The sequence below is a fragment of the Dactylosporangium sp. NPDC048998 genome, assembly GCF_043197855.1.
Classification (GTDB): domain Bacteria; phylum Actinomycetota; class Actinomycetes; order Mycobacteriales; family Micromonosporaceae; genus Dactylosporangium.
On record NZ_JBICTV010000055.1, the window covers coordinates 16,698 to 31,037 of the forward strand.

Genomic DNA, 14,340 nt, shown 5'->3' on the forward strand with positions numbered 1-14,340 from the left:
CCCGCGGCTCACGACGGCAGTGCGACGCCGGAGAGCTCGGCGCAGGCGCGCAGCAGGCCGTCCTGGTAGGCGCGGTCGTTCGCCGCCGGGTTGGGGCGCAGGGCCTGGCGCCACTTGAAGTACCGCCCGGTGACGAGGGCGTCGCCGTCGCCGGTGGCGAGCCACACCTGCGTGGCGGCGCCGATCGGCAGGTCGTCGGTCGCGTTGGGCCCGCCCAGCTTCGTCCGGATCCAGCCCGGGTCGACGGCGTTGCTGAGCACGTCCGGCCACAGCCGCGCCACGGCGAACGCGAGCGCGACGTCGTGCAGCTTCGAGTCGCTGTAGGCCTGCATGCCGTGCCAGGGCTTGTGCCGGTACTGCAGGTCGGCGAGGTCGGCCACGCCGACGGACTCCAGCCCCGAGGTGAGGTACACCAGCCGGCCCGGCCGCGGCATGAGCGCCGTCAGCACGTACGGCGCGAGCACGTTGATGTGGAAGGTCCGCTCGATCCCGTCGCCGGTCTCGCGCCGCTCGTCCTGCCCGCCGATCCCGGCGTTGTGGACGACCACGTCGAACTTGCCGGCCTCGCTCGCCATCCGCCGGGTCTGCTCCAGCGAGGCGAGGTCGCCGACGAGCACCTCGGGCGCCCCGTCGAGCCCGTCGGCCCGCTCCTGACTGCGCGCGTGGAACACGACGTCGTGCCCAAGCCCCTGCAGCGTCCGCGCCGTCTCCAGCCCGATCCCGTCGGTCGACCCGGTGACCAGAATCCTCGCCATAAACCCGAGATGCTATCCGCCGCCACCCGCCCCGCGGCAAGCGGCAGGGCTTAGGCTCGCGGTCGTGAGCGTGCGGTCCTTCCTCGACGCGGCCGAACGGGGCGTCGACGCCCTGCACGGCATGGTGCTGCTGCACGGCGGGGAGGTGGTCGCCGAGGGATACTGGCACCCCTACCGCGGCGACGTGCCGCACCGGCTGTTCTCGCTCAGCAAGAGTTTCACCTCCACCGCCGTCGGGTTCGCGGTCGCCGAGGGGCTGATGGGGCTCGATGATCCGGTCGCGAAGTACTTCGGCGGGCGCGGCGACCCCCGGATGCTCGTGCGGCATCTGCTCACGATGACCACCGGGCACGTCGAGGACACCGCGCCGCCGATCACCGCCGGGGACGACTGGGCCGGCGCGTTCCTGGACCTGCCGGTCGAGCGCGAGCCGGGCACCCACTTCGTGTACAACAGCGGCGCCACCTACATGCTGGCCGCGATCGTGCAGCGGCTCACGGGGCGGCGGCTCGTCGAGTACCTGCGGCCGCGGCTGTTCGACCCGCTGGGATTCGGGGACGTGACGTGGGAGCGGTGCCCGGCGGGCCTCGACGCCGGCGGCTGGGGCATGGCGGCGCGCACGTCCGAGATCGCGCGGTTCGGCCAGGTGTACCTGCACGACGAGCGCGGCATCCTGCCCGGCGGCTGGGCGGCGGAGGCGACCCGGTTCCAGGTGGCCAACGCCGACGCCGGCGAGAGCGAGGACTGGCGCCAGGGATACGGCTTGCAGTTCTGGCGCTGCCGGCACGGCGCGTTTCGCGGCGACGGCGCGTTCGGCCAGTTCTGCATCGTCATGCCGCAGCAGGACGCGGTCCTCGCGCTCACCGCCGGCACCGCGGACATGCAGGGCGTGCTCGACCTGGTCTGGGCGCACCTGCTGCACGACACGGGGCCATTGAAGGCCCCTGACGCCGCCGACGCCGCGGCGCTGGGGCGGCTGGCGCTGCCCGCGATCCGCGGCGGCTCGCCCGGGGCCGTGGCCGGCGGGACGTTCGTGGTGCAGCGCCCGCGCACCTCGCGGCCGCAGGACTGGCGGCCCAGCCACGAGCGGCCGCCCACGATCCGGGCGATCACGTTCGCGCCCGGGCTGGTCACCATCGTGGACGAGACCGGCGTCCACGAGCACGTGTGCCGCGACGGCGAGTGGCACACGGACGGGCCGGCGGCGAGCACCGGCGGGTGGACCGGCCCGTTCGAGTACACCTTCCGGGTGGCCTACCTCGACGGGCCGTTCGTGCGCACGTACCGGTGCCGCTTCGAGGCCGGCTCGGTGACGGTCACGGCGAGCGACAACGTCTCGTTCGGCCCGACCGGGTACGCGCCGATCCGGGCCGTGCCCGCCGCCGGCTGAGCGGTCACAGCCGGCCGCCGGTGGTGTCGGAGGAGACGCGCTGGGCCAGGTACACCGGGACGATCGACAGCACGATGAGCACCGCGGCGACCACGTTGATGACCGGGGCCTGGTTGGGGCGGAACAGGTTGTTGAAGATCCAGATCGGCAGGGTCTCGGTGCCGGGGCCGGCGGTGAAGGTGGTGACCACGATCTCGTCGAAGCTCAGCGCGAACGCCAGCAGCCCGCCGGCGAACAGGGCCGAGCGCAGCAGCGGGAACGTGACGTGCCAGAACGTCTGCCACGGGCGGGCGCCCAGGTCGGCGGAGGCTTCCAGGTAGGAGGCGCCGGTGCGGCGCAGCCGGGCGAGCACGTTGTTGTAGACGACCACGACGCAGAACGTGGAGTGGCCGATCACCACCGACAGCAGGCCCTTGCCGAGGCCGAGCGGCGCGATCACGGACCGGAACGCGGTGTCCAGCGCGATGCCGGTGACGATGCCGGGCAGCGCGATCGGCAGCAGGACCAGCAGCGAGACCGCCTCCCGGCCGAAGAAACGGTACCGCTGCACCGCGAAGGCCACCATCGTGCCCAGCACCAGGGCGACGAGCGTGGCGCCGAGGCCGGCCTGCAGCGACGTCCACAGCGCCGAGCGCAGTCCGTTGCTGTCCCACGCCTTCGACCACCAGGTGAGGGTGAGCCCGCGCGGCGGGAACGCGAACGTGCGGTCGGCGTTGAAGGAGTTCAGCAGCACCAGGGCCAGCGGCACGTACACGAACGCCAGGCCCAGCGTGGTGACCACGCCCAGCGCGACGCGGGCGGTGCGCGACAGCGTCACAGGTTCTCCAATGCGCCGGTGCGGCGGACCGCGAGCAGGTAGACGACCATGACGAGGGCGGGGATGGTGGCCAGGGCCGCGGAGAACGGCAGGTCGTTGGCGGCGCCGATGTTGGCGTACACCAGGTTGCCGATCAGCTGGCTCTTGCCGCCGACGATCTGCACGGTGATGTAGTCGCCCAGCGACAGCGAGAAGGTGAAGATGGAACCGGCCACGATGGACGGTACGAGCATCGGCAGCACCACCGCGCGGAAGGTGCGGGCCGGGCGGCCGCCGAGGTCCGCCGAGGCCTCCAGCAGCGAGTCGGGCAGCCGGTCCAGGCCCGCGTAGACGGGCAGGATCATGTACGGCAGCCACAGGTACGACAGGACCAGCACGGTCGCCGGCAGGCCGTAGCCCGGGCCGCCGAAGAGCCGGTCCAGGGGGCCGTCGTTGGCCAGCATCACGCGCCACGCGTACGCCTTGACCAGGTAGCTCGCCCACAGCGGGGTGACGACGGCGACGAGGAGGATCCGGCGGTACCGCGGCGTGACGATCTTCGCCATGAAGAACGCCATCGGCACCGCGAGCACGCCGTCGATGACGGTGACCGCCGCGGCCACGGCGATGCTGCGCAGCACGACGGTGCGGTACACCGGCTCGGTCAGGATCGTGCGGAAGTTGTCCAGGGTCGCGGCGTGCACGATCTCGCCGGTGAAGCCGTTGACCTGCCACAGCGACGAGGTGAGCAGGACCGCGAGCGAGCCGAGGTAGGCCACGAGGAGCCAGGCCAGCGGCGCCGCGAGCAGCGCCGCCAGCCGGGCTCGTGGATGGCGGTGGAAGAACTCGCTCATCCCTTGATGCTCGTCCAGGCCTTGGTCCAGTCGCTGTAGTCCTTGCACTTGACGTCGGTGCGCCCGTCGACGCAGTCCGCGACCGGGGTGGTCCAGTACCAGACCTGGCCGTAGTAGGCCTCGTCCTCGGCGTGGTACGTGGCGCAGTGCTGCGGGTCGGCGGTCTTGGCGCACGCCAGCTTGTTCGACGGCGCCTCGCCGAACCACTCGGCGACCGCGGCGTTGGCCTCGGGGGAGATGATGTGGTTCATCCACAGGTACCCGCAGTTGGGGTGCTTGGCCTTGGCCGCGATCATCCAGGTGTCGGACCAGCCGGTCGCGCCCTCCGAGGGCAGGATCGCCTCGACGGGCGCCTGGTCGGCCTCGGCGAGGTTGGCGATGACCTGCCAGGTGGTGCCGAGCACGGAGTTACCGGACTTGAACGACTGCACCTCCTTGGTGTAGTCCGACCAGTACTCGCCGATCACCTTCTGCTGGCCCTTGAGCAGCTCGACGGCCGCGTCGAACTGCTTGTCGTCCAGCGCGTACGGGTTCTTGATGCCCAGCTCCGGCTTGTGCTTCATGAGGTACAGCGCGGCGTCGGCGATGTAGATCGGCGAGTCGTAGGCGGTGACCTTGCCCTTGTACGGCGAGTTGGCGTCGAAGACGACGTCCCACGAGGTCGGGGCGGGCTTGACCACGTCGGTGCGGTACATGAGCAGGTTGGCGCCGCGGCCGTGCGGGATGCCGTAGGACACGCCGCCGACGGAGTTCCACGCCTTGTTCTTCAGGCCGTCGAAGACGTCCTTGTAGTTGGCCACCAGGTCGGTGTTGACCGGGGCGACGACGCCGCCGTAGATGAGGCGCAGGGAGGCGTCGCCGGAGGCGGAGACCACGTCGTAGTCGCCGGTCTTCATGAGCGTGACCATCTCGTCGGACGTGCCGGCGACCTTCACGTTGGCCTTGCAGCCGGTCTCCTTCTCGAACGGGGTGACCCAGTCGACCTTCGGGTCGTTGCTGCCGTCCTCGGCGTACCCGGCCCAGGCGACGATGTTCACCGCGCCCTCGCCGGGGCCGAGGCTGGCCAGCTTGTCGATCTTCGGCAGCTGCGCGCCGGCGGGGCCCGGGCCGGCGTCCTTGGTGGCGCCGTCCCCGCAGGCGGCGAGGGTCAACAGGGCCGCGAACGCGGCAAGATATCGACGCATGTAGGACTCCTTAATCAAAGGGCGATGAGGTCGGAGGAGTTCCAGGTCAGGCGCACGGGCCGGCCGCGCAGCGCGGGCAGGTCGGCCGACGACGTCAGCAGCACGACCATCCGCGGGCCGGCGTCGAGGTCCACGACGAGGCGGGTGACGGCGCCGGCGTACACCACCTCGGCCACCACCCCGGGGGCCGCGCAGTCGCCGTCGCCGTCGACGCGGACCTTCTCCGGCCGCAGGGAGAACAGGCCCGGGCGGCCGAGGACCTTGTCGCCGGGGAACAGGTTCGAGGTACCGACGAAGCTCGCGACGAACGGGGACGCGGGGCGCTCGTAGAGCTCCGCCGGGGTGGCCACCTGCTCGATGCGCCCGTCGGAGAAGACGGCGACGCGGTCGCTCATCGTCAGCGCCTCCTCCTGGTCGTGGGTGACGAATACGAACGTGATGCCGACCTGGCGCTGCAGCGCCTTGAGCTCGACCTGCATCTCCTCGCGCAGCTTGAGGTCCAGCGCGCCGAGCGGCTCGTCGAGCAGCAGCACCTTGGGCCGGTTCACCAGCGCGCGGGCCAGCGCCACCCGCTGCCGCTGCCCGCCGGACAGCTGCGCGGGGCGCCGGTCGCCGTAGCCGTCCAGGCGTACCGAGCGCAGCGCCTCCTCGGCCCGCTCCCGCCGCTCGCGGCGCGGCACCCGGCGCACCCGCAGCCCGTAGGCGACGTTGTCGAGGACCGACATGTGCGGGAACAGCGCGTAGTCCTGGAAGACCGTGTTGACGTCGCGCTCGTACGGCGGGCGCCGCGTGACGTCGACCCCGCCGAGCTCGACGGTGCCGCCGGTGGGCGTCTCGAAGCCGGCGACGAGCCGCAGGACGGTCGTCTTGCCGGAGCCGCTGGGCCCCAGCATGGAGAAGAACTCGCCGTCGGCGATCTCCAGATCGACGGCGTTGACGGCGTTGACGGACCCAAACGATTTGCGCAGCCCCGTCAACCGGATCGCCGGATCGCTCATGCAGACACTGCTCCCTCGTTCCGTCGCGCCGCTGCGGCTGGATTGACGAACCGTAGGGAAATCGGGCACCGACTCCAATGGACCGATGCACAACGCTTCAGCGAATCGTTGTGCGCGCGTACAGTCACGGCCGTGACCGTGCGCCTCGCCGACCTCGTCGCCAGCAGAGAGCTCAACCTCGTCGTGCGCGCCGGATCGCGCGCGGACCTGCAGCGGGAGATCCGCTGGTGCGCCGTGACCGAGCTCGACGACCCGCGGCACTGGCTGCAGGGCGGCGAACTGGTCCTCACCACCGGACTGCGCCAGCGCACCGCCGCGGCGCAGCGGCAGTTCGTGCGCCGGGTCGCCGAGCGCGGGGTGGCCGCGATCGGCTTCGGCACCGGGCTCACCCACCGCGGCGTCCCGCCGGCGACGCTCGCCGAGGCCGGGGCGGCGGGGCTGCCGATCCTGGAGGTGCCGTACGAGACCCCGTTCATCGCCGTCGACCGGCTCGTCGCCGACCGGGTCCTCGCCGCGCACTACGGCCGCCAGCGGGCGCTGCTGCGCATGCACGACGAGCTGACCCGCGCGCTGCTGTCCGGCGGCGGGCTCACCGGCATGGTGGAGGCGCTGCGGCGCATGGTCGGCGCGCCGGTCGGCGTCGTGGACGCCTACGGCCACGTCTTCGCCTCGGCGCCGCCCGGGCTGCCGTGGCCCTCGGGCGCGGCGCGGCAGGACCCGGTCGAGGTCGGCGGCACCGTCGAGGCGGCGCTGTGCACCGGCGCGGTCGCGGCCGGCGAGGACGACATCCTGCCCTACGCGGCGAGCCTGGTCGGCCTGGAGCTGGCCCGCCGCCAGGCGGTCCTGGCCGGGCGCCGCGAGCTCATCGGCCACCTCGTCGAGGACATCGTGCGCACCACGATCGCGCCCGCCGAGGCCGAGCGGCGGCTGCTCGCGTTCGGCGTGGACGTGTCCCACCCGTACACCGTCGTCCTGGCCACCGCGCCCGACGTGGCCGGCCTGCGGGCGCTGCCCGGCAGCGTCTATCCCCTCGCCGAGACCGGCGTCGAGCCGGTGGCCACCGCCCACCTCGACGACCACCTCGTGGTCCTCGTCGGCCGCTCACCCAGCGCCGCCGACGTCGCCGCGAAGACCCTCGCCTACGTCGCCCAGCTCGGCGACGGCGCCCGGGTCGGCGTGGGCGGCGCCTACAGCGGCGTGCACGGCCTGCGCTGGAGCTTCTACGAGGCCCGCGAGGCGCTCAGCCGGGGCCCCGGCATCAACGGCCGCGAGCCGCTGTCGCTGCCCGGCCTCCTGCTGGCCAGCGACGACCTGCCGCTGGCCGACCTCGGCCGGGAGGTCCTGGCGCCGCTGCTGGACTTCGACGCGTCGTCCGGCGCCGCGCTGGTCGAGACGCTGCGGGTGTACCTCGAGGAGGACGGCTCCGTCGCGAAGGTGGCCCTGCGCCTCTACGTGCACCGCAACACGGTCCGCTACCGCCTGGAGCAGATCGAGCGGCTCACCGGCCGGCGGCTCACCTCGACCGCCGACCGCGTCCAGCTGTGGCTCGCCCTGCACGCGGTGTCGCTGTGAGCGCGCGTCACCGGCTGTAGCGGTACGCCGGCACCGACGCCGCCACCTCGCGGAACAGCTCCAGCGCCCGCCCGGCCGGGTCCCCGGCGAGCGGCGCGGCCGGCGCCGCGTAGAACTCCCGCAGCCGCTCCAACGTCCGCGCCGCGCGCTCATGCATGCCCCGGAACGTAACACCACCCGCTGTCCGGCCGCCGCCGCGCGGTGCGGACAGACGCTGCAGGGCTGCTGGGACGGGAGCGCCCGGGCCGGTGCCGTGGCCGGGGCGCTCCCGCACGTGACACTGTACGGTTCGGCGCCGCCGCGCCGTCTGCCGCCCGCCGCGCGGCCACGTACCGGCCGGGAATGCGCGCGGCGGCGCGGGCGTCGTACCCGGCATGAGTTCACGGATCGTGTCATGTGTCCGATGCGGCCAGCGCAACCGGGTGCCCGCCTCCGCCGCCGGCAAGCCGGTGTGCGGCAAGTGCCGGGAGGCCGTGCCGTGGATCGTCGACGCCGACGACGCGACCTTCGGCGAGGTGGCCGAGCGGTCCTCGACGCCGGTGCTGGTCGACCTGTGGGCACCGTGGTGCGGGCCGTGCCGGATGGTCGGGCCGGCGCTGGAGCAGGTCGCCGGGGACCTCGCCGGCACCGTCAAGCTGGTCAAGGTCAACGTCGACGACTCGCCCGGGCTGTCGCGGCGGTTCGACGTCCGCGCCGTACCGACGCTGATGGTCCTCAAGGACGGCAAGGTCGTGGCGCGCCAGGCCGGCGCCGCCTCGGCCGCCGTGCTGCGCTCATGGGTCGAGCAGACCCTGGCGCCGGCGTCAGCGGCGAAACGTCCGTAGCGGGCGCTCCTCGGCCTCGAGCGCGGCGACCTCGGCCATCGCCGCGCGGTATTCGGCCGGGTCGAGCTCGCCGCGCAGCAGCCGGTCGGTGGTGCGCCGCTCCGCGCGGGCCAGCCGGTCTTCGGCCGCGCCGGGCTCGGGCAGCGGGCCGAAGCGGGCCGCCAGCCAGCGCGCCGCGCGCGGCTCATAGGCTCCGCGCAGCCGGCGCCGGCGGATCGCCGCCGCGTGCGCGCAGATCAGCGCGGCGTAGACCAGGGCGATGAGTGCGGCGACGGTGAGCACGGCGGTCACGCCCGATTTTCCCACGGGTACATTGGCGGCCGTGGGAGAGCCCCAGGTGTATCGCGCCGGCCCGGACGACCTCGACGCGCTGCTGGCGCTCGTGCGCGAGTTCTGCGCGGCCGACCGGCACGACTTCGACGCGGAGCGGGTCACCCGCGCGCTGCGCCCGCTACTGGCCGGCGACGAGCACGGCCAGGTGTGGCTCGCCGGCGGTGGCGGGCCGCCGATCGGGTACGCGGTCGTCACCTGGGGTTGGAGCCTGGAGTCGGGCGGGCGCGAGGCGCTGCTCGACGAGATCTACGTGCGCGAGCGCGGTCGCGGCCTCGGCGGCGAGCTGCTGCGCCGCGCGGTGTCCGCCGCGGCCGAGGCCGGCGCGTCCACGATGTTCCTGGAGACCGAGGCGCACAACGAGCGGGTCCGGACCTTCTACGCCCGGCACGGCTTCGAGACCGAGGACTCGATCTGGATGTGCCGGGTCATCGCCGGCGCGTGATCCGGGGCCGGGCCGACGCCCAGGGCGACCGAGCGGCGGGCGATCGCGGCGGCCAGGGCGTTGGCGATGCCCGGGGGCTGGCCGAGCGAGCGGAGCCGGATCAGCTCGCGCAGCGCCGGGACGGTGCTGAAGCGCTCCAGGGCGTAGACGCAGGCGTGGGCGACCATCTGGCTGCGGGGGCCGTGGCCGGGGACCTTCTCCGCGGTGTACTGCGCGAGCCGCCCGACGACCGGCACGTCGTCCGGGTGCGGCGGCGTCACGGCCAGCAGGTACAGCAGGCCGCGCAGCGCCCGGGCGTTGTACGGGTCCGGCACCTCGTTCGGGTCCCGGCGACCGGCCGGGCGCAGCGGGATCGTGCGCGGGCTCGGCACCAGGGCCAGCCAGCCGCGAACCAGCGCACGGCACTGCTCGCCGCCGAGGTCGGCGGTGAGCTGCGCGGCACGGCTCGACCAGCGCGGGGCCGGCTTCGCGCCGGACGCGGCCAGGGCGTGCGACAGCAGGTCTCCGGCCGGCGCCTGGGCATTGGCGGCCTCCGCCCACGGCTCCCCGGCGTTGAGGGTGCCGGCGGTGCGGTCCAGCCACGGCTGGATCGGCGCCCACAGGCCGGCGGGCCAGCGCTTGGCGTACTCCTGGGCGGTGCGCCGCATCACGGCCAGCAGCGCGGGCGGGGCGGCGCCGGTCTCGCGCTCGGCGACCTGCGCGAGGGCGGCCAGCACGCCGGGCAGGCCCGTCTCGCTCGCGGCGGCGATGCCCGAAAGGTGGCGCGCGGCCCGCCAGGACAGCGCGTCCGGGCCGATGCCCTCGGCGGCCTCGATGAGCAGGGCGTCGACGCGCACCGGCGGGGCGGTGGCCGCGGCCCGGTCGACGAGGCGCAGGATGAGGGCGTGCCGGCGGCCGTCGGGCAGCGCGCGGACCGCGTCGCGCGCCTCGGCGCCGTCGAGGCACCACACGTCGTGGTTGGCGGCGGCCAGGTCGACCAGCGCCGCGGCGAGGCCGTCGTCGTCGCCCGCGGCGATGAGCCCGGCCACGCCTTCGACGCGCTGCGGGTGCGGATCCCGGGACAGCAGCGGCCTGTCGAGCATGGCGGTCAGCATACGGCGCGCCGCGGCCGCGCGGACGGGGCCGAACAGCGGATCCCGGGCGCGGCGCCGCCACCCCCGATCGGTCGATCCCAGGCGGATTCGTACATCTGATCGAAGAACTACGGTATCGTGCTCACATGACGAGCCCGCGGCAGCAGAGCATCCTGGCGGTCATCCGCGAGTCGATCGAGCGGCACGGCTATCCGCCGACGGTGCGGGAGATCGGCGCGGCGATCGGCCTCGGGTCGCCCTCGTCGGTGGCGCACCATCTCAAGGCGATGGAGCAGCAGGGGCTGCTGCGCCGCGACGGGCACGGGCCCCGGGCGGTCGACATCCGCGGCCCGTTCGACAACGTGCCGCCGGGCGCCGACCCGGGCGTGCCGGTGCCGCTGGTCGGCACGATCGCCGCCGGTGGGCCGATCCTCGCCGAGCAGGTCCCCGACGACGAGCTGACGCTGCCCACCACGCTGGTCGGGCACGGCACGCTGTTCGCGCTGCACGTCAAGGGCGACTCGATGATCGAGGCGGCGATCTGCGACGGCGACATCGTGGTGGTGCGCCAGCAGCAGGTCGCGGAGAACGGCGACATCGTGGCCGCGATGCTCGACGGCGAGGCGACCGTGAAGGCCTACCGCCAGCGCGACGGCCACGTCGAGCTGGTCCCGCGCAACCCGCACTATCAGGTCATCCCCGGCGACGACGCCGAGATCCTCGGCCGGGTGGTCTGCGTGCTGCGCCGGATGTGACGCCGGCACGGGCCGCGCGGGACGTCGGCGACCCGACGTAAACCGCCGGGCATGATCCCGCGTCAGCTGTGCACCTCTCGACTCAAGAAAGGAGCACAGCAATGCGCCGTATCCTGCTCGCCGCGGCGGCGTGCGCCGGCCTCGTGCTGGTGCTACCGGCCACCGCGCTCGCCGCGGACCTGCCCGCCCCGGCGGGCACCTCGCCCATCGCCGGCGACCCTTCCGGCCCGGGCCGTCCGGTCCTGACCGGGATCCGCACCGGCCGGCACGACGCCTACGACCGCACCGTGTTCGACTTCACCGGCGGCACCCCGGGCTACCGCGTCGAATACGGCACGCTGGTCGAACAGGGCCGGGGTAACACCGTCCCGGTCGCCGGGGCGGCCGTCCTGGTCGTCACCTTCACCGGGCTGGATACCCCGGCCCTGGACCTGAGCCGCGGCTACGACCCGGCGCTGCCGACGCTGCGCCAGATCCGCTCCGGCGGGTTCTTCGAGGGCCGCGCCGGCTTCGGCCTGGGCGTCGACGACCGGGTCGGGTTCCGGGTGCTCGTGCTGCACGGCCCGGACCGCATCGCGGTCGACGTCGCCCACCAGCCGGCGCGGACCTGCGGTTCGCGGTGGTCGGCGCCGGCATCGTGACGGCCGACGTGTCCACGACGGCGCGGCACGGCTTCGGGATCATGCTGCTGCCCGGCCCGGCGCGCGTCGTCGTGGACATCGCCTCCTGACAGACAGTGGGCATCGCCCACTGACAACGATCAGGTGCCGCTGGAGAAGAAGGACGCCACCTCCGAGGCGCTCAGCGTCCGGCTGTAGAGCCGGACGCTGTCCAGCGCGCCGGCGAGGTACGGGTCGGCGTACTGCGAGCGCCCGAGCCAGTTCTGGGTCGTGTTGCCCAGGCTCGCCGGGCTCAGCGTGAGCGCGGCGTTGCGGGCGACCTCGGCGCCGTTGACGTACAGGATGCCGAGGTTGCCGGTGCGGGTGACGGCGACGTGGGTCCACGCCCCCGCCGGCAGCGCGGCCGGCGCGTCGATGCGCTGCTCGCCGCCGGAGCCGCTGGTGGTGATGGCGAAGCGGGCGGTGCCGGCGCTGGACCTCGGGGTGAGGAACATGTTGACGCCGGTGCCGGTGCCGAAGTCGAACACCCGCGTCCAGGTGGTGAGGGTGTCGATGCGCACCCACAGCGCGATCGAGAACGCCGTGGCCCCGTTGAGGATGCCGGCGGGCAGCGACACGTAGCCGTTGCTGCCGTTGAGGCTGACGGCGCTGCCGGTGCGCCCGGTCGTGTAGGCGGCGTTGACCAGGGTGGCGGTCCGGCCGTTGCCGGTCGCGTCGGCGCCGCTGCCGTCGAACGGGTAGTGGGCGACGAACGCGGGCAGCGGCGGGGCGCCGGTCACCGACCAGTACACGGAGTACCGCTGGCCGTGGACCTTGTAGAAGGGCTGGAGCGTCACGCCGCCCGCGGTGTACTGCAGCGGCGTGCTCGTGGCGGTGAGCGTGGCCGGGTCGAGCACCGGCAGGGCGGAGAGGTTGCTGGTGCCGAACAGGCCGCCGAGCACGATCGGGCCGACCTTGACCGCCTGGACGGTGCTGTTGTCGTTGGTCGCCTCGCGGGTCAGGGCCATCGGCAGGGTCACGTCGACGACGTCGCCGGAGGCCCAGGTGCGGCTGATCGTGGCGTAGGCGCCGGGCGCCGGCGCGGGCTGCGCGGCGCCGTTGACCTTCAGCTGCGCGCCGGTGGCCCAGGCGGGGATGCGCACCTTGACGGTGAACGTGCCGGAGCCGGTGACGGTGAGCTTCGTGGCCCCGGCGTCGGGGAAGGTCGTGTCCTGGCGGATCGTGACGCCGCGGGCCGACCAGGTGAGCACCGACGGGATGAACAGGTTGACGTAGACGGTGGCGGCGCCGTCGTGGAAGTAGATGGAGTCGCCGTACTTGGTGTTGCTCTCCATGCCGGTGCCGTGGCAGCACACGAAGCTGTTGTAGTCGTTGCTGTACGTCTTGATCCCGCCGGCGCGCAGCGGCACGTAGTAGCACTGGAACCCGTGCGCGGAGTTCGGGTCCTGCGAGGCGAGGGTGTGGTTGTAGAGCGCCTTCTCGTAGAAGTCCATGTAGTCGGCGCGGGCCGGGTTGGTGAGGAACAGCTGCCGGGTCAGCTTGAGCATGTTGTAGGTGTTGCAGCACTCGGCGGTGGAGTCCGACAGCTCGCTGGCGATGCGGTCGGGCGCCTTGAAGTACTCGCCGTTGGAGTTGCCGCCGATCGCGTACGTGTGGTGGCGGGTGACGATGTCCCAGAAGTTCACGGCGATGTCGCGATAGCGGGTCGTGCCCGTCGCGTGGTACTCCCGGATCGCCCCGATGATCTTCGGGATCTGCGTGTTGGCGTGGTAGTTGTTCAGCGCGTCCGTGTTGGCCGCGAGCGGGTCGAAGATCTCCGCGTGGTCGAACTGCTGCGCGGCGGCCAGGTGGTTGGGGTCGCCGGTGAGCTGGTAGAGGTTGGTGAGCACCTCGTTCATGCCGCCGAACTCGGTGCCGAGCATGTTCTGCCGCTGGGTGAGCGTGAGCCGGTCGTTGCGGAACTTGACCCACGACGCCATGCCGGTCAGCACGGTGAGCGCTTGGGCGTTGCCGGCCAGCAGGTGCATGTCCAGCAGCCCGGCCATGATCTTGTGCAGGGTGTAGTACGGCGCCCAGACGGACTGGCGGGTCTCGACCCGGTCGATGAAGCTCTCCGGGAACGCGCTGAGGTAGCCGGTGTTGTAGCCGGCGGTGGCGGCGCGGGACTGGCACTGGGCCAGGACGGTGACGAGCTGGTCGCCCTTGGTCTTGTAGGCGGTGTCGCCGGTGCTGGCGTACGCCTGGGCGAGGGCGCTGAGCAGGTGCCCGGTGGAGTGCCCGCGCAGTTCGGTGGTGGGCGACTCCCAGCCGCCGCACGGCGTGGCCGAGGAGGCGAGCCCGACGTTGAGCCGGAACGTGTGCAGCATCCGGTCGTTGTCGAGGAACAGCAGGTAGGACTGGGTGCGCCCGGCGTTGGCGGTGAACGCGCTGGACAGCAGCTGGACGGCGGTGAGCGGGAAGGCGTAGGCGGACACGCCGGTGTCGGGCCGCGCGGCGGTGGCGGCCGCCGCGGGCTCGGTGCTTGGCAGCGCCGTGGCGGCGGCCGCGCCGGCTGACGCCGCGAGGAGCGTGCGGCGGGTGAGCTGAGGTGACATGTCAGTCCTTTCTACGCAGCATGCGGAGCGATGACATGAACGGGCTCTATTGCTTCAGCGAGGCGGTCAGTGCCGCGGCGCCGTCGTCGAGGGACTTCTTCGCGTCGCCGAACAGCGCGCCGCGGAAGGCGGTGACCCACGGGCTCTGCG

Annotated in this window: 15 protein-coding genes; 6 read left to right on the plus strand and 9 right to left on the minus strand. The window is 73.1% G+C overall.

The genetic code is table 11. The annotated features are described in order from the left end of the window. Positions 1–8: 8 nt before the first annotated feature. Positions 9–755, minus strand: a complete 747-nt coding sequence (locus ACGFI8_RS45490; protein ID WP_392814717.1) for an SDR family NAD(P)-dependent oxidoreductase — start codon at positions 753–755, stop codon at positions 9–11. A 64-nt stretch (positions 756–819) separates the two neighbouring features. Here ACGFI8_RS45490 and ACGFI8_RS45495 point away from each other — a divergent pair, with 64 nt between their 5' ends. Continuing rightward, the gene (locus tag ACGFI8_RS45495) at positions 820–2,145 is read left to right on the plus strand and encodes a serine hydrolase domain-containing protein (protein WP_392814719.1); all 1,326 of its coding nucleotides are present in this window, start codon (positions 820–822) and stop codon (positions 2,143–2,145) included. Between the two features lie 4 nt (positions 2,146–2,149). Here ACGFI8_RS45495 and ACGFI8_RS45500 read toward each other — a convergent pair whose 3' ends face one another. The 4 genes from ACGFI8_RS45500 to ACGFI8_RS45515 are packed head-to-tail and all read right to left on the minus strand — an operon-like array spanning position 2,150 to position 5,977. Next, the gene (locus tag ACGFI8_RS45500) at positions 2,150–2,962 is read right to left on the minus strand and encodes an ABC transporter permease (protein ID WP_392814721.1); all 813 of its coding nucleotides are present in this window, start codon (positions 2,960–2,962) and stop codon (positions 2,150–2,152) included. After that, the gene (locus tag ACGFI8_RS45505; RefSeq protein ID WP_392814724.1) at positions 2,959–3,795 is read right to left on the minus strand and encodes an ABC transporter permease; all 837 of its coding nucleotides are present in this window, start codon (positions 3,793–3,795) and stop codon (positions 2,959–2,961) included. Before ACGFI8_RS45505 ends, ACGFI8_RS45500 begins: the two co-directional genes overlap by 4 nt. Next, positions 3,792–4,979, minus strand: a complete 1,188-nt coding sequence (locus ACGFI8_RS45510) for an ABC transporter substrate-binding protein (RefSeq protein WP_392814727.1) — start codon at positions 4,977–4,979, stop codon at positions 3,792–3,794. The genes ACGFI8_RS45505 and ACGFI8_RS45510 overlap by 4 nt, the downstream gene beginning before the upstream one ends. A 14-nt stretch (positions 4,980–4,993) precedes the next feature. Beyond that, positions 4,994–5,977 carry an ABC transporter ATP-binding protein gene (locus ACGFI8_RS45515; protein ID WP_392814729.1) on the minus strand — a complete coding sequence of 328 codons (984 nt, stop codon included), beginning with the start codon at positions 5,975–5,977 and terminating at the stop codon, positions 4,994–4,996. A gap of 132 nt (positions 5,978–6,109) precedes the next feature. Between ACGFI8_RS45515 and ACGFI8_RS45520 the strand changes: the two genes are divergently transcribed. After that, the gene (locus tag ACGFI8_RS45520; protein ID WP_392814732.1) at positions 6,110–7,549 is read left to right on the plus strand and encodes a PucR family transcriptional regulator; all 1,440 of its coding nucleotides are present in this window, start codon (positions 6,110–6,112) and stop codon (positions 7,547–7,549) included. 7 nt (positions 7,550–7,556) lie between these two features. Here the strand turns inward: ACGFI8_RS45520 and ACGFI8_RS45525 are convergent, their stop codons facing one another. Beyond that, on the minus strand, positions 7,557–7,706 hold the full coding sequence (locus ACGFI8_RS45525; RefSeq protein WP_392814734.1) for a hypothetical protein: 150 nt from the start codon (positions 7,704–7,706) through the stop codon (positions 7,557–7,559). 232 nt (positions 7,707–7,938) lie between these two features. Between ACGFI8_RS45525 and trxA the strand changes: the two genes are divergently transcribed. Further along, positions 7,939–8,373, plus strand: a complete 435-nt coding sequence (gene trxA / locus ACGFI8_RS45530) for a thioredoxin (protein ID WP_392814736.1) — start codon at positions 7,939–7,941, stop codon at positions 8,371–8,373. Here trxA and ACGFI8_RS45535 read toward each other — a convergent pair. Beyond that, positions 8,353–8,679 (minus strand): hypothetical protein, encoded by a 327-nt coding sequence (locus tag ACGFI8_RS45535; RefSeq protein WP_392814739.1) that lies wholly within the window; start codon positions 8,677–8,679, stop codon positions 8,353–8,355. The genes trxA and ACGFI8_RS45535 overlap by 21 nt on opposite strands. A gap of 16 nt (positions 8,680–8,695) precedes the next feature. Here ACGFI8_RS45535 and ACGFI8_RS45540 point away from each other — a divergent pair, with 16 nt between their 5' ends. Then, complete coding sequence (locus ACGFI8_RS45540) at positions 8,696–9,148, plus strand: GNAT family N-acetyltransferase (RefSeq protein ID WP_392814742.1); 453 nt, start codon at positions 8,696–8,698, stop codon at positions 9,146–9,148. Here ACGFI8_RS45540 and ACGFI8_RS45545 read toward each other — a convergent pair. Further along, entirely contained in the window at positions 9,082–10,230 is a 1,149-nt protein-coding gene (locus ACGFI8_RS45545; protein WP_392814745.1) for a hypothetical protein, read from the minus strand. The genes ACGFI8_RS45540 and ACGFI8_RS45545 overlap by 67 nt on opposite strands. Before the next feature lie 137 nt (positions 10,231–10,367). Between ACGFI8_RS45545 and lexA the strand changes: the two genes are divergently transcribed. Then, positions 10,368–10,976, plus strand: coding sequence for a transcriptional repressor LexA (gene lexA, locus ACGFI8_RS45550; RefSeq protein ID WP_392814748.1), 609 nt, complete (start codon positions 10,368–10,370; stop codon positions 10,974–10,976). Between the two features lie 101 nt (positions 10,977–11,077). Beyond that, positions 11,078–11,617, plus strand: coding sequence for a hypothetical protein (locus tag ACGFI8_RS45555; protein ID WP_392814750.1), 540 nt, complete (start codon positions 11,078–11,080; stop codon positions 11,615–11,617). Between the two features lie 119 nt (positions 11,618–11,736). Here the strand turns inward: ACGFI8_RS45555 and ACGFI8_RS45560 are convergent, their stop codons facing one another. Further along, positions 11,737–14,190 (minus strand): beta-L-arabinofuranosidase domain-containing protein, encoded by a 2,454-nt coding sequence (locus ACGFI8_RS45560; RefSeq protein ID WP_392814752.1) that lies wholly within the window; start codon positions 14,188–14,190, stop codon positions 11,737–11,739. Between the last annotated feature and the right edge of the window lie 150 nt (positions 14,191–14,340).

Bases quoted from the DNA above. Each gene is read 5' to 3' on its own strand.
- ACGFI8_RS45490 (WP_392814717.1), bottom strand. From the start codon at position 755: ATGGCGAGGATTCTGGTCACCGGGTCGACCGACGGGATCGGGCTGGAG.
- ACGFI8_RS45560 (WP_392814752.1), bottom strand. From the start codon at position 14,190: ATGTCACCTCAGCTCACCCGCCGCACGCTCCTCGCGGCGTCAGCCGGC.
- ACGFI8_RS45510 (WP_392814727.1), bottom strand. From the start codon at position 4,979: ATGCGTCGATATCTTGCCGCGTTCGCGGCCCTGTTGACCCTCGCCGCC.
- ACGFI8_RS45555 (WP_392814750.1), top strand. From the start codon at position 11,078: ATGCGCCGTATCCTGCTCGCCGCGGCGGCGTGCGCCGGCCTCGTGCTG.
- lexA (WP_392814748.1), top strand. From the start codon at position 10,368: ATGACGAGCCCGCGGCAGCAGAGCATCCTGGCGGTCATCCGCGAGTCG.
- ACGFI8_RS45515 (WP_392814729.1), bottom strand. From the start codon at position 5,977: ATGAGCGATCCGGCGATCCGGTTGACGGGGCTGCGCAAATCGTTTGGG.
- ACGFI8_RS45525 (WP_392814734.1), bottom strand. From the start codon at position 7,706: ATGCATGAGCGCGCGGCGCGGACGTTGGAGCGGCTGCGGGAGTTCTAC.
- ACGFI8_RS45545 (WP_392814745.1), bottom strand. From the start codon at position 10,230: ATGCTCGACAGGCCGCTGCTGTCCCGGGATCCGCACCCGCAGCGCGTC.
- ACGFI8_RS45505 (WP_392814724.1), bottom strand. From the start codon at position 3,795: ATGAGCGAGTTCTTCCACCGCCATCCACGAGCCCGGCTGGCGGCGCTG.